This is a genomic window from Marinobacter sp., assembly GCF_046484525.1.
In the GTDB taxonomy this organism is placed as follows: Bacteria; Pseudomonadota; Gammaproteobacteria; order Pseudomonadales; family Oleiphilaceae; genus Marinobacter.
This window is the reverse complement of the sequence record NZ_JAWOIS010000036.1, coordinates 40654-54706: the sequence shown is the minus strand read 5'-3', so window position 1 is coordinate 54706 and position 14053 is coordinate 40654. Positions and strand designations below refer to the sequence as shown.

The following is a 14053-nucleotide window of genomic DNA, read 5'->3' as shown; positions in this document are numbered from 1 at the left end:
AAATCAGAGTGTGCAGGAACGAAAAGTCAGCGCCATTGCGTGCGGCATGGGTAACATGTAGTCGGCATACGTGTCGCATGCAAAAAATGCGGAAGTGTGGGATGTCGAAGGCAACCGCTACATCGATTTCGGAACCGGCATTGCCGTTTGTAATACCGGCCACAGCCATCCGAAAATAGTCGAAGCCGTGAAAGCACAGGTGGAAAAGTCTTCACACACCTGCGTAATGGTCAGCCCTTATGAGCAGGCTGTGGAACTGGCCGGCAGCAACCATCATCGAACCAGTGCAGGGTGAAGGCGGTTTTTATCTGGCCCCTGTCGAGTTCCTGCAGCAGTTGCGCGCGCTCTGTGATGAACACGGTATTGTGCTGATCATCGATGAAATTCAGAGCGGGTTCGGCCGTACCGGAACCTTCTTCAATGCTGAGCGTGCTGGGATCGAACCGGATCTGATGACGATGGCCAAGGGTATCGAAGGTGGGTACCCACTGTCCGCGGTGGTCGGCAAAGCAGATATGATGGATGCACCCGAACCGGGAGGGCTGGGTGGTCCTTATGGCGGTTCTCCAGTTGGTTGTGCCGTAGCTTTGGCCGTACTGGAAGTGATAGAAGATGAACAGCTGGTGGAACGGGCTAATGTGATCGGCACTCGTTTTGACCAACGTTTAAAGGGGATTGCTGAACGTTATCCTGGGGTTGTTGGTGAAGCGCGGATCAACGATGCCACGATTGCGCTCGAACTGGTGAATGACGGCGATACTAAACAGCCTAACACTGAATTGACGGGTCAGATTATCAGCAAGGCACAGCAGCACGGACTCATATTGCTACCATGCGGTTATCATGGGAATGTCATTCGATTCCTGCCAGCACTGACAACACAGGCCAACTGATAGATGAAGGAATGGACAAATTTGATTCGATATTAAGTGAGTTGCTTCGATCGATGTCGGATCGCTCCTAAGGGCGGGCATGAAAAGCAAACAGACTGCGGTAAGGGGCGGCGGAGATAGAATAACTATGATCTTTGACCCTCGCCTTGTCACTTCACTTTTCAAGCTCTGTAGAGGCACTTCCCAGTTAATCAGAGGCGCCTTAAAAGTGGTTACAAAAAAAACACAAAAAATATGTTGCCGGAAAATAGCGTTACCATGAAAACCGGATTATAAAGACGCCAAGACGATGCCATCGACGGCCATTCGTCGAGACTGAGTGTAGTCGCCCAGCAGGGTGACGGCACTCGATGACACTGTTTTCGTTGATGGAGAAGAGGCCATGGGTGAGTTCGACGAAAGCAACCTGGAGCAGTCCGGAGGCTGGACAAGCGACAGTGACGACAACCATTCTATTGCCGGCCGTGCGCGGATCCGTGCACAGTTGCAGGCAGACATTGACGCTTTCCTGAACCAGGGCGGCAAGATCCAGGAAGTTGATACAACCTTTCGTTCTGATTCCCCTCGCAAGGTGGATATCGGGTTCAACAACCGCTCCCTCTGAACGCTGTCCGGGCAGGCCGGGGTGGTGCACCCCGGCCCTGTTTTTGATCCCTGTCTCGGTATGGCATGCCGGCCTGGTTTATCCTCGCTCAATACCATCCTGTCCTGTTAACCGGGGCAAGACGCCAGTTACCCGACGATTCGGCCCCGCCCTTGTCTATGAAATCCTCTATCTGACTTTCCGTTACGATGCCGGTGATAATAGCAGTTGTTGCCGTATTCTGGCTGTTCACCAGTGATACACAGGATATCACCTCGCCAACCGATTCCTCCTCCGAAGGTGGGCAAACGGTCGTGGTGCCGGAGCAAAGGTATTCCGACGAACAGGTTGCTCCCTCGAAGCTGGTTGGCCAATCGTCGGCTGTCACTGTTCCGGAAACATCCAGGCATTGCGCCGAACCTGGCTGGATGCGAATACTGCGGATGCCTTTTTCGCCGATGAGGAAGCGGTGGACCGGTTCCAGATGGAGAAGCTCAGAATTACCCGGGATCAGAGCCTGACAGAAGAGCCGAGGGCAGAGGCATTGCGCAGGGCTGAGTCGTCATTGCCCGAGTCTCTTCGCAAGGCCAGGGAAGAAACCCGTCAGTTCACCCAATATGAACAGGTGCGCCAGGAACTGGCTGATGATCCGCAGGCGCTCCGGGTCTGGCGGCAAAAGGCGTTCGGTGCAGAAGCTGTGGACAGGCTGGCACAGCTCGACAAAGAGCTGGAGCAATGGGACGAGCGCTGGATTCGATTCGGTAATATACCTGTCATGGAATCCGATTAACCTGCTGAGGGAGTCTGCAACTGGCGGCGCTGGCCGTGTATGATGGCGCAAGGGGCGCCGGGCCGGCGCCGGGATTATTCATCAGAATTTTGCTCAGCCACTCAGGAGGTTGTCCGTGCCGATTCCGACTCCACGTGCTTTCCCAGCTACCCGCCTTCGCCGCAACCGGGCCAGTGACTTTTCCCGCCGGCTGGTCCGGGAAAATCAGTTGACTCCGGACAATCTGATTTATCCGGTGTTTGTCCTGGAGGGTGAGGGCCAGCGCGAGCAGGTGCCCTCCATGCCAGGGGTGGAGCGACTGAGTATCGATCTTCTGGTTGAGCAGGCTGCGGAGCTGGTGGCGCTGGGAATTCCCGCCGTTGCCTTATTTCCGGTAGTGCCAGCGGACAAGAAAAACCTGTCCGGTTCCGGTGCCTGGGATTCGGAAGGCCTGGCCCAGCGAGCTGTAAGGGCACTGAAAAAAGCGCAGCCGGAGCTGGGTGTGATCACCGATGTGGCGCTGGACCCGTTCACCACTCACGGGCAGGACGGCATCATTGATAACGACGGTTACGTGCTCAACGATGTGACCGTCGAGGCGCTGGTCAATCAGGCCCTCTCCCATGCCGATGCCGGTGCCGATGTGGTTGCCCCCTCGGACATGATGGACGGCCGGGTGGGTGCTATTCGGAACGCGCTGGAGAATGCCGGCTATGTGAATACCCGAATCCTGGCCTATTCTGCCAAGTATGCATCCAGCTATTACGGGCCTTTCCGCGACGCGGTGGGCTCGGCAGGCAATCTCGGTAAAGGCAACAAGTCCACTTACCAAATGGATCCGGCGAACAGCGACGAGGCATTGCACGAAGTGGCCATGGATCTGTCCGAAGGTGCTGACATGGTGATGATAAAGCCCGGTATGCCATACCTGGATATCGTGTACCGGGTGAAAACGGAACTGCAGGTGCCCACTTTTGTGTACCAGGTCAGCGGTGAATACGCCATGCACATGGCAGCGGCACAGAATGGCTGGCTGGACGGCGACGCGGTGATGATGGAAAGCCTGATGGCCATGCGTCGCGCGGGAGCTGACGGTATCCTGACCTATTTTGCCGTGCGTGCGGCCCGCCTGATGTGGGAACGACAAGGCTGACAACCGATACAAACCAATCGCCAGCTTGCAAAGCCACGGCGGCGAACAAGACTGGAACCGAGGAAACATGACAACGGAAACGGCCAAGAATCAGACAACGGGTGGCGAGCTGAGTGTGCCTGCGCCAGTGGAAGTTCCCCCGGTGGGCGAAGAGGTCAACCTGGATGCCAATGAAAACTACTTCAACCGGGAACTGAGCCAGCTACAGTTCAACTACCGGGTGCTCAAGCAGGCTCTGGATACCACGCATCCTCTCATCAACCGTCTGATGTTCTGCTGTATATTCAGCAGTAACATGGATGAGTTTTTCGAAATCCGTGTCGCGGGGCTGCGCCAGCAGATGAAATACGGGCGCGAGACAATCGGCGCGGATGGCATGATGCCGGATCAGGCGCTGGCCGAAATCAGCCGTGTTGCCCACGATTATATTCGCGAACAGTACGACATCCTCAACAACGTCCTGATTCCCGAAATGGAGCAACAGAACATTCATTTCGTGCGGCGCCGGGAATGGACCCCGCAACAGGCCGAATGGGTTCGTAACTATTTTGAAGAGGAAATCCTGCCGGTTGTCAGCCCGATCGGGCTGGACCCTTCCCACCCCTTCCCCCGGCTGGTGAACAAGAGCCTGAACTTCATTGTTGAGCTGGACGGCAAGGATGCCTTTGGCCGTGAAACCGGGATGGCGATCGTGCCTGCTCCCCGGTCGCTGCCGCGCCTGGTGCGACTGCCGGATGAGGTGTGTGACGGTGGAGAGAACCTGGTATTCCTGTCCTCCATGATCCACGCCCATACCGACGAGCTGTTTCCGGGCATGGAAGTCAAAGGCTGCTACCAGTTCCGGCTGACCCGTAACGCCGACCTGGAGCTTGAGGACGACCTGGAAGACTTGGCTTCGGCTCTGCGAGGTGAACTGCTGAGCCGCCGTTTCGGTGACGGCGTACGCCTGGAAGTGGCGGACAACTGCCCGCAGGAGCTGGTGCAATTCCTGCTGACCGAGTTCGGACTCACCGAACGGGATCTGTATCAGGTCCATGGCCCGGTTAACCTGACCCGGCTGATGGCCGTTGGCGGTCTGGTAGACCGGCCGGACCTGACCTATTCCGGCTTCTCGCCTTCGATTCCCAGGCAGATTCGAAGCAAGGAATCGATGTTTGACGCCATCCGCAAGCAGCCGATTCTGTTGCACCATCCCTTCGAGAACTTCAGCCCGGTGGTGGATTTGCTGCGCCAGGCTGCCAAGGATCCCCAGGTGCTGGCGATTCGCCAGACGCTTTACCGGACCGGGGCGGATTCCGAGCTTGTGGAAGCGCTGGCGGATGCGGCCAGGCGTGGCAAGGAAGTGACCGCGGTGATCGAATTGCGGGCCCGGTTTAGTGAGGCCGAAAACCTTGAACTGGCGAGCAGGCTTCAGGAAGCCGGGGTGATCGTGGTCTATGGCGTTGTTGGCTACAAGACGCATGCCAAGATGATCCTGATCGTACGCCGGGAAGAAGGGCGTCTGCGGCGCTACGTGCACCTGGGCACGGGCAACTATCATGCTGGCAACGCCCGGTTGTACACCGATTACAGTTTCATGACCTGTGACGAATCCATCAGCGATGATGTCAACAAGCTGTTCCAGCAACTGACAGGCATGGGTAAAGCCCTGAAGATCAAGAAGCTGTTTCATTCTCCGTTTACCCTGCACTCCCGTTTGCTCAGCCTGATCGAGCGGGAAGCCGACTATGGTGAGAAAGGCCGGATTATTATCAAGGTCAATGCCCTCACCGAGATCAAGATGATCAAGGCCCTGTACCGGGCATCTCAGGCGGGCGTGAAGATTGATCTGATCATCCGTGGCATTTGTTGTCTGCGCCCGGAGGTGCCGGGCCTTTCCGATAACATTCGGGTAAGATCCATCCTTGGTCGCTTCCTCGAACACACCCGGGTGTATTACTTCGGCAATAACGGCCGGCCCGATGTTTACTGCTCGAGCGCGGATGGTATGGAGCGCAACCTGCTGAGCCGTGTGGAAACCGCGTTTCCCCTGGATGACCCGGACCTGGCGGCCCGTGTTCGCGAAGACCTGGATACCTACCTGGCCGATAACTGCCAGTCCTGGGTTTTGCAACCTGACGGCAGTTACATCCAGAACCAGCCCGCCGAGGGTGATGAGCGTTTGGCGGCCCAACTGGTGCTATTGGAGCGGTTGACCGGAAAAAACTGATTTCCCAGACGGAGAATGCTTTTGAATGCCAAATGGATGATTGCCGGCGCCGGGGTGCTGGCTGTGGCCGGTGGACTGCCGTGGGTGGTGGGTTATGTTACCGAACAGCAGTGGCAGCAGGCTACGGCAGAGGCCAACAGTGCTCAGCCATTACTGAAGCTTGAGACAGAAGCGTATCGCCGGGGCCTTCTCGGTTCAGAGCTGAGGGGCTCAGTCACCCTGTTGAATCCCGAAACCGGCGAATCCAATCGTGTGGCTTTCCGGGCGGATGTGACCCATGGGGTGACCGGCAGTCTGATGGACTTTGAACCAACTGATGGTTGGTCTGCACCGGGTATGGACTGGTTTCCCGAAGAAGATCCAAGGTTGACCCTGGAGACTCGGCTCTGGGGTACTGCGACACTTGAGCTGGAAGTGCCGGGTATGTCTGTTACTGACGCCGGAACAGGCGAGTCTCTGGCCACCAGCGGCGGTCTGGCAAGAATCGAGATCAGTGACGCGGGCACCAGGGCAGAGGCTCTGGTAGTCTGGCCTGCGCTGATATTGTCTGGTCCAGAGCTGGATGTCCGTGTCAGTGACTTCCGGATGGAGCAGACCATGAACCACCTTTCGGGTGAGGTCTGGACCGGCTCCGGCGAGGTTGTGGTTGAGTCTGTGTCTGTCACGCCCGATCAGGAGCAGTCGGTTTCTCTGAACGGCATTTCTGTTCAGAGCAGCAGTGAGGCCGTTAGCAATGGTGAGCGGCTGGATTCGCGTGTGGCCTTCGAGGTTTCCGATATCACGTTTTCCGATGAAGCTTATGGCCCCCAACGGCTGGTGTTCGCGCTGGAGGGGCTGGAAGTGGCGGCCTGGAGTGCCCTGACAGAAAGCCTGTCGGCGATGCAGGCACTGGCTGTTACTCAGGCCTCGGGCGGTCAGGAGCAGTTTGCGCAGCAGATGGCTGCCATGGGGCAGATGAATGCCGCCGTACGGGATTTGGCTGCAGCCGGCTTTTCCGTGGGTTTTCCGGAGTTGTATATGACAACTCCGGAAGGCGCGGTAACCGGAAGTGCCCGGATCTCCCATCCGGAGCTGACGGCGGATCAGAAGGCCGAGATGCTGATGGTGATGCAGCGCCTGGCCGGCGAAATGAATCTGAGCCTGCCCCTGGCCCTGGCAGAGAAATATCCGGAGCTGCAACTGCAACTGGCGCCCCTGATCAAGCAGGGCTTACTGGTTCAGGAGGGTGACATACTTGTGCTGGACGCGCAGATGAAGGACCTGGTAGTTGATGTGAACGGCGTGGAAATTCCGTTGCCACCTTTGCTTTGAATCATTGGCCTGAAGTAACAAAAAAGCCCCGGTCACGGGGCTTTTTTGTTACTTCAGGCCCGGTCAAACTTCTGTTTCAGGGCCGCCTCTACCGCGGGATCGACGAATTCCGACACATCGCCGCCCAGGGATGCGATTTCCCGGATCAGGGTGGAGGAGATGTAGGACAGGTGGTTCGCGGGTGTCAGGAATACGCTTTCCACTTCCGGGGCAAGCCGGCGGTTCATGTCTGCCAGCTGGAACTCATACTCGAAATCGGAGACGGCGCGCAGGCCCCGCAGGATCACGGTGGCGCCCTGTTCGCGGACGAAGTCTGCCAGCAGATTGCTGAAGCCGGTGACGCTGACATTGGGGATATGCGCCGTTGCCTGGCGGACCAGTTCGCAGCGTTCTTCCAGGTCGAAGAGGGGTTGTTTCTTGGGGTTGTAGGCGACGGCGACGACGATTTCGTCGAACATGCGGCTGGCGCGTTCGGTGAGGTCGGTGTGGCCGTTGGTGATTGGGTCGAAGGTGCCCGGATAGATGACTTTGGACATGCACAGCTCCTTTCTTCGCTGGGTGCAATCATATCAGCATTCCTGGTTGTTCTGTAGTTGCCGGGGGAGGGATTCCGGGGCTTTGGGGTGGGCATTCAAGTGATGGGGGAGTGGCCAATTGGGAGGATCTGTCCGGGAAGAGCGGAGCGGACGTGCCGAATCGATCAGGCCTTGAATCGATTGGCCAGTCGCGTACTGTTCCGGGCTGAAAGTGCATAGACGGACAACTGCGGATTCGCGCCGATGCTGGTCGGGAAGATAGAAGCGTCGTGGATGCTGAGGTTGCTGACGTGGTGGTGTTCCCCGAAGCCGTTGACCACGGATCCCTCCGGATTGGCACCCATGCCGCAGCCGCCCATCTGGTGGGCGGTGAACAGGCGGACTCGGTGCAGTTCCATGGGGAGTTGGTCGATGGCGGTTTTGACGTCGGCCAGAGTGGTGTACCAATCGGAATCCAGGTGCATGAGGCGGACGCGTTTGGCGCCAGCGGCGAACTGGATTCCGGCCATGGTGTGGAAGGCGCGGCGCAGGCCGTCCCAGAGGTAGTCGGTGACCGGGTAGTCCAGGTAGGGGCTGCCGTCGTCGCGCAGGCCGATGGTGCCGCCCGGGCTGTCGGGGTGGAAGCCATCCCGGAGCAGGGCGATGACGGAGTTCATCCAGGGCAGGCGGGCCATGGTGTTGATCTGGGTGTCGCCGTGGCCGGGGATGACACCGCTGGACATGGCCGGGTGCAGCGGGGGGACTTCCAGTTTGTAGCCCACCGGGCCGTCGACCCCGCCGCTGAAGTTGAAGTGGTCGGAGTAGATGGACTGCGGAGCGCCGTAGAAAGGTTCGACTTTTTCCGGCATTTCCGCGACGCAGGCGTTGACCGGGTGGATGAAGGAGCGCTTGCCGATGCGGTTGTGCGGGTCGGGGATGTCGGAGCGCAGCAGCAGGCCGGGGGTGCCGATGGCACTTGCGGCGGCGACGAAGTGTCGGGCCTTCAGGGTGACTGTGACGCCGGAGGGCGTGATGCCGTCGGCGGCCATGGCACTGGCCTGGAGATGGTCGATCCGGTCCTGGTCCATCACCAGTTTGTCCGCCCGCAGGCCGTGGATCAGATGGGCATCGTTGTCCAGTGCCCCCGGGACGGTGGTCAGCAGGGCGCCCTGTTTGGCGTTGGTGGGGCAGCCGACGCCGCAGTATCCCAGATTCCAGCACCCTTTGACGTTACGGGGAATGACTTTCCAGCTGTAACCGAGCTGGTCGCAACCCTGGCGCAGGATGTCGTTGTTGACGTTGGGCTCCCGCGCCCAGGGTTCCATGTTATGGCGCTGTTCCCGCCCATCGAACCAGGGCGCCATGGCATCTGGAGTGAGGGCATCGAGCCCAAAGTGTTCGGTCCAATAGTTCAGGGTAGCGTCCGGTGTGCGGAAGCTGCTGGTCCAGTTCACGGTGGTGGAACCACCGACGCAGCGGCCCTGGAGGATGGCGATGGCGCCGTCTTTGGTAACCCGGCTCATGCCTTCCTGGTAAAGGCTGGCGTAGGCGCTGAGCTCGTCCATCTTGAAGTCTTTCTGGTAATACAGCCGGCCTTCTTCCACCAGGATGACCGACAGGCCGCTTTTGGCCAGGATCTCGGCGGTGGTGCCACCACCGGCGCCGGTGCCGATCACCACGACATCGGCTTCAAGGGTATGGTCCTCCGTCAGAGTGGTGCCATCGGTGACTTTCCAGCCGGATTCCAGGCCCTGGGCGATTCGATCTTTTAACTGCATGGTTGGCTCCGTCAATCAGCTGGGGGTCACACGTTCTGAAACTGGGGCAGGGCATCCACCGCCCATTGCGGCGGCCCCGGATAACCGGACAGATGCCAGAAATCCTCGTAACCATAGAACGCCACGTTGCTGATCTTGGTCAGGGCGATGTATCCGTTGTTGAACAGCCCGATACCGCTGGTACGCCAGCGCTCCAGGAATGCATCGGCTTCCTCGGTAGTGACCTTGGGCCAGTTGGACCAGACCCGGGCGATGGTGACGCGGGTCAGGCCGAAATTGAGCAGGTCAAACAGGCGCCGGAGTTCCTTCTGGTTGGCCGGGCCGAAGTTATGGATGCCGGCATCGATCCGCTCGATGGTGCCGGCGATCGCCATGCGCCGGGCCTGCGGCTGCTCCGGCAGCCCGGGGCCTATAATCGCCGGAAGCAGGGCCCCGAACAGCTGAATGTCGTCGGGGGTCAGGAAGCGGAACTCGTAGCTCGCATCCATGCGGGTGCCCACCGCACTGACTCGACCGGCGGGCGCAGAGCTACAGCCGCTCAGACCGGCGGTCGCGCTGACGGTACCCAGAAAAATGGCTCCGCCGAGTCCGGTTTTGAGAAAGCTGCGGCGGTTCAGGTTGGCAAAATCGGAAGGAGTTGAACGTACATCGGCTTGATCGTTCATCGATCCATTCTCTTTTTGTTATTGGGTGAGGCCTGCAACCAAGCTGGGCGGCGGTGATGGGCATTCCTTTCCGGGACTGTGCAAAACAGGGATGTTTTGCTCAAGCCTACAGGGGTCAGTTCGAGCGTTTATGAAGCGAAGCTTCATGCGACAAACTGACGACGGCAATCCGTGATTGCCGGCCGGACCCCGCAGGGGGATTCACGGCGTGTCCCGGAAAGGAATGCCCATCGCCGACAGGCACCCGTACTCACAGGCAAAAAATCAGCGAATAAAGAACCGGTAAACCAGCCTGTGCATGGCGGTCCCGTGCGGGGCATAGACAAACTTGCCGCTGTTGAACTTTTGCTTGGTGAAGATCGCCCGGTGATGGGAGAAGGTCAGGAAACCCTCCCGGCCGTGATAGTGGCCCATGCCGGAATCCCCGATACCCCCGAACGGCAGATCGTCCTGGGCCACATGCATCAGCGCATCGTTGATGCACATGCCGCCGGAGTGGGTGTTCTCAACCACGTGCTGCTGCTCATCCTTGTCGTAACCGAAGAAGTACAGAGCCAGCGGGCGTGGACGGTCATTGATGTAGTGGGTGGCCTCATCCAGGGTGCCGTAGGCCACCACCGGTAGGATCGGACCGAAAATCTCGTCCTGCATCACCTTCATGTCCGGGTTTGCCTTGAGAACCAGAGTCAGCGGAATCTTCCGGGTCCCATCCTTCAGGTCCTCACGGGCCGGGTTGATCTCGATCAACTCCGCGCCTTTCTCCCTGGCGTCTTCCAGATAACTTTGCAGACGATCGTACTGGCGCTCGTTGATGATGGCGGTGTAATCGTCATTGTCCCGCAGGCTTGGGTACATTTCTGCGAAACGGGTGCGGAATTCATCCACAAAGGTCTGTACCCGGTCTGCGGGGCACAATACATAGTCCGGCGCCACGCAGGTCTGCCCTGCGTTGAAGGCCTTGCCGAAAGCAATGCGCTGGGCCGCGTCTTCCATGGGGACATCCGGGGAAACGATGGCCGGGGATTTGCCACCCAGCTCCAGAGTCACCGGTGTTAGATTCTCGGCCGCTGCGCGCATCACCAGCTTGCCGACCGACGTGGAGCCGGTGAACAGCAGATGGTCAAAGGGGCGTGAGGAGAAGTCCGCGGCCACATCCGCTTCACCATTGATCACCGCGACCAGGTCCTCGGCAAAGTTGTCCTCGATGATTTCCTTGAATAGCGCCGAGGTGTGCGGGGTGTATTCGGACATCTTGATCATGGTGCGGTTGCCGGCGGCGAGTGAGGCCACCAGCGGGCCAACCGCCAGGTACAGCGGATAGTTCCAGGGCACGATCACGCCCACCACGCCCTTGGGCTGATAATGCACCTTATTGCTGGCGGGCTGGAACAGCACCGAGACATGGCGCTTGGACGGTTTCATCCAGTCAGCGAGATTTTTCAGGGTGTAGTTGATGCCCTGGATTGATGGCATCACCTCGGCAATCAGCGATTCGTCCCGGGAACGGCAGCTGAAATCCCGGTCAATGGCTTCCACCAGCCGGTCCTGATTGCTGAGCAGGGCACGTTTGAGGCGTTTGAGGTTGTCCTGCCGCTCGGTCAGCGAGGGCGAGGGATTGCCCCGGAAGGCCTTTTTCTGCGCTGCAAATACCCGGTGGGTATGCTGGATATGTTTCTTGCTTTCCGTGAGCTGGACGACGGTAGCAGCCATGACATTCTCCCCTGGTCAGCCGGCACTGCGGGCCGGCACCCTGTTTTGTAGTGTGGCTAAAAAACAGCCAGTTTGCATCAGGGACTATTATTAGAGTATATACTCTAGGCAGTCAAGCAAGCGCCGATGGCCGATTGGGCCAGTCGAGCGAAAGACCACTAAAAGTGCTTACAGCCTTATGAAAACCAGAGAAAAAATCCTTCTTGCCAGTCTGGAACTGTTCAACGAACGGGGAGAGCGCAATGTCACCACCAATCACATCGCCGCGGATCTGGCGATTTCCCCGGGCAACCTGTATTACCACTTCCGCAACAAGTCGGACATCATTTATGAAATTTTTCTGGAGTATGAAAAGCTGGTCGATTACTACCTGGATATTCCTCAGGATCGGCCGCTGACTCTGGATGATCTGACTTTCTATCTGGAATCGGTCTTTGACGGCTTGTGGAGTTACCGGTTTTTCCACCGGGATCTGGAGTACCTGCTCGATAGCGATACTCGTCTGCGCAAGGATTATCGGGAATTCACCAATCGCTGTCTGACGGCGATCAGCCAGATCTTCGAGAAGATGTCCGAGGCCGGTATTATCGAACCCCAGCCTGAGGATCTGCGCTCGGCCATGTCGCTGAATGTGTGGTTGGTGATCACCAACTGGATGGCATTCCTCAAAACAGCCCACGCGGCGGATGAGCCGGCCAGTCTGAGCCTGACCGAATTGAAGCAGGGTATTTACCAGGTTCTCACTCTGGAGATTCCCTATCTGACACCGGGTTACCGGGAGCAGGTGATGGCACTACGAGAAAAGTACCGGCCGTCGCTCCCTGAGCTGGCCGGAGCAGTTGGCTGAGCGGATCAGAGTATGTGAAAGGCGAAATGTTGAACAGAAAATGAACGATCCGGGAACTTTAGGCGCGACCGTCGATCATAGAAATGACGTTGGGAATTCGGACATTCCTTGCGTCTCCTGAGTGAGTTCTCAGGTTTTAGCACGTCGCAAACCCTGACGTTTCGCCGGTCTGTCGCCTGACAGACCGGTTTTTTTATGCCTGTTCCGGCAGTTCCCCCTCCAGCCAGCGGCTCAGTGCATCCCGGCATTCCTCAACACCTCGTTTGGTAGTGGCCGAGAACATGATCAGGTGTTCCACGCACTGGTAGCTCTTCAGCTGTTTGGCTATGCCGAGCATGGCGGTCTTGGCCTGGCCGAATTTCAGTTTGTCGGCCTTGGTGGCCAGAATCATCAGCGGAAGGTGGTTATGTTCGCACCATTCCACCATCATTTGGTCGAAGTCGGTTAACGGGTGACGAATGTCCATGACAAGCACCAGGCCTCGCAGGCACCGGCGGTCGTTCAGGTAATGACCGAGGTGCTGTTGCCAGTCGTCCTTCATGTCCCGCGACACCTTGGCATAGCCATAGCCCGGCAGGTCCACGAGCCTGCATCCTTCCCGGTTCAGGGAGAAAAAGTTGATCAGACGGGTGCGCCCGGGAGTCTTGGAGGTACGGGCCAGCTTGCCGTTGGCGGTGATAGCGTTGAGAGCGCTCGATTTGCCGGCGTTGGAGCGGCCGGCAAAGGCAACTTCGGCCCCGATATCGGGTGGACACTCTTCCAGTCGGGATGCGCTAATCAGGAATCTGGCACTGTTAAAAGAGATGGATTTTTGAGTCAGATCAGGGTCCACGACAGTTGGCTTTCCTTTGGATTTCAGTTATTGGCGATTAATGTATAATGCTACACCAATTCCGGGCGGCGCGCTGTGCGTGGCCGCTTTCAGTCCCGGTTTTGAGCCTGCCTGGTCAGCGCCTGCCGGCTGCATGATGAAGAATACCTTTAAGATGAGAGAAGCGGAGCGAGCATGAAAAAACTGATCGCAGGAGTTGTTCTTGGTGTAAGCCTTACAACGCTGGCACACGGAGCAGGAGATCCCCAGGCAGGTCAACAGAACGCAGCGGTATGTGCCGGCTGCCACGGCCAGAGTGGCCAGAAGCCGGTTATGGGTGTGTACCCGAAGCTGTCTGGACTGGGCGAGAAATACCTTTACGACCAGCTGGCGGCTATCAAGGCCGGTGATCGGGCCATCCCGGAGATGACCGGTCTACTTGATAACATGTCCGAGCAGAATCTGCAGGATCTGGCGGCTTATTTTGATAGCCAGGACGTGATCGTAAGCCAGGCCAGCCCGGACACCATCGACCAGGGCGCAGCGCTCTACCGTGGTGGCAACCTGGCCACCGGTGTGCCGGCGTGCGCAGGCTGCCACAACCCGCAAGGCAAGGGTAACGAGCCGGGTGGTTATCCTGCGCTGGGGGGGCAGAATACGGAGTATGTCATCAAGCAGCTGAAAGCCTACCGTGACGGTTCCCGCAACACCGGTGCCAACGCCGCGATCATGATGGACGTTGCCGCCAAACTGACGGACGCCGAGATCGAGGCCGTTGCCAACTACGTTTCCGGTCTGAACTGAGACCG

General features: G+C 58.3%; 12 protein-coding genes and 1 pseudogene. 8 read left to right on the top strand and 5 right to left on the bottom strand.

Annotated elements, in window-relative coordinates; all coding sequences use genetic code 11:
* Nucleotides 1–70: 70 nt before the first annotated feature.
* The 6 genes and pseudogenes from R6W86_RS07795 (at nt 71) to R6W86_RS07770 (ending at nt 6918) form a co-directional block, all read left to right on the top strand.
* Nucleotides 71–964: pseudogene (locus R6W86_RS07795) on the top strand (aspartate aminotransferase family protein).
* Nucleotides 965–1275: 311 nt separating this feature from the next.
* Nucleotides 1276–1497: a hypothetical protein gene (locus tag R6W86_RS07790; RefSeq protein ID WP_410328801.1), complete on the top strand. Its 222-nt coding sequence runs from the start codon at nt 1276–1278 to the stop codon at nt 1495–1497.
* Between the two features lie 388 nt (nt 1498–1885).
* The gene (locus R6W86_RS07785; protein ID WP_410328800.1) at nt 1886–2266 is read left to right on the top strand and encodes a lipase secretion chaperone; all 381 of its coding nucleotides are present in this window, start codon (nt 1886–1888) and stop codon (nt 2264–2266) included.
* A gap of 115 nt (nt 2267–2381) precedes the next feature.
* The gene (gene hemB, locus R6W86_RS07780) at nt 2382–3398 is read left to right on the top strand and encodes a porphobilinogen synthase (RefSeq protein ID WP_410328799.1); all 1017 of its coding nucleotides are present in this window, start codon (nt 2382–2384) and stop codon (nt 3396–3398) included.
* 67 nt (nt 3399–3465) lie between these two features.
* Nucleotides 3466–5607 carry a polyphosphate kinase 1 gene (gene ppk1 / locus R6W86_RS07775; protein ID WP_410328798.1) on the top strand — a complete coding sequence of 714 codons (2142 nt, stop codon included), beginning with the start codon at nt 3466–3468 and terminating at the stop codon, nt 5605–5607.
* 21 nt (nt 5608–5628) lie between these two features.
* Nucleotides 5629–6918 (top strand): DUF945 family protein, encoded by a 1290-nt coding sequence (locus tag R6W86_RS07770; RefSeq protein WP_410328797.1) that lies wholly within the window; start codon nt 5629–5631, stop codon nt 6916–6918.
* 53 nt (nt 6919–6971) lie between these two features.
* Here the strand turns inward: R6W86_RS07770 and coaD are convergent, their stop codons facing one another.
* The 4 genes from coaD to R6W86_RS07750 form a co-directional block, all read right to left on the bottom strand.
* Nucleotides 6972–7454 (bottom strand): pantetheine-phosphate adenylyltransferase, encoded by a 483-nt coding sequence (coaD, locus tag R6W86_RS07765; protein WP_410328796.1) that lies wholly within the window; start codon nt 7452–7454, stop codon nt 6972–6974.
* Nucleotides 7455–7618: 164 nt separating this feature from the next.
* Nucleotides 7619–9211: a GMC family oxidoreductase N-terminal domain-containing protein gene (locus R6W86_RS07760; protein WP_410328795.1), complete on the bottom strand. Its 1593-nt coding sequence runs from the start codon at nt 9209–9211 to the stop codon at nt 7619–7621.
* A 26-nt stretch (nt 9212–9237) separates the two neighbouring features.
* Nucleotides 9238–9876, bottom strand: a complete 639-nt coding sequence (locus R6W86_RS07755; RefSeq protein WP_410328794.1) for a hypothetical protein — start codon at nt 9874–9876, stop codon at nt 9238–9240.
* A gap of 264 nt (nt 9877–10140) precedes the next feature.
* The gene (locus tag R6W86_RS07750) at nt 10141–11586 is read right to left on the bottom strand and encodes a coniferyl aldehyde dehydrogenase (RefSeq protein WP_410328793.1); all 1446 of its coding nucleotides are present in this window, start codon (nt 11584–11586) and stop codon (nt 10141–10143) included.
* A gap of 178 nt (nt 11587–11764) precedes the next feature.
* Here R6W86_RS07750 and R6W86_RS07745 point away from each other — a divergent pair, with 178 nt between their 5' ends.
* Nucleotides 11765–12433, top strand: a complete 669-nt coding sequence (locus R6W86_RS07745; RefSeq protein ID WP_410328792.1) for a TetR/AcrR family transcriptional regulator — start codon at nt 11765–11767, stop codon at nt 12431–12433.
* 193 nt (nt 12434–12626) lie between these two features.
* Here R6W86_RS07745 and yihA read toward each other — a convergent pair whose 3' ends face one another.
* A complete protein-coding gene (gene yihA / locus R6W86_RS07740; RefSeq protein ID WP_410328791.1) occupies nt 12627–13265 on the bottom strand; it encodes a ribosome biogenesis GTP-binding protein YihA/YsxC in 639 nt (212 codons plus the stop codon).
* A 174-nt stretch (nt 13266–13439) separates the two neighbouring features.
* On the opposite strand from yihA, the gene R6W86_RS07735 reads away from it, so the two are divergent.
* Entirely contained in the window at nt 13440–14048 is a 609-nt protein-coding gene (locus R6W86_RS07735; protein ID WP_410328790.1) for a c-type cytochrome, read from the top strand.
* Nucleotides 14049–14053: the final 5 nt, after the last annotated feature.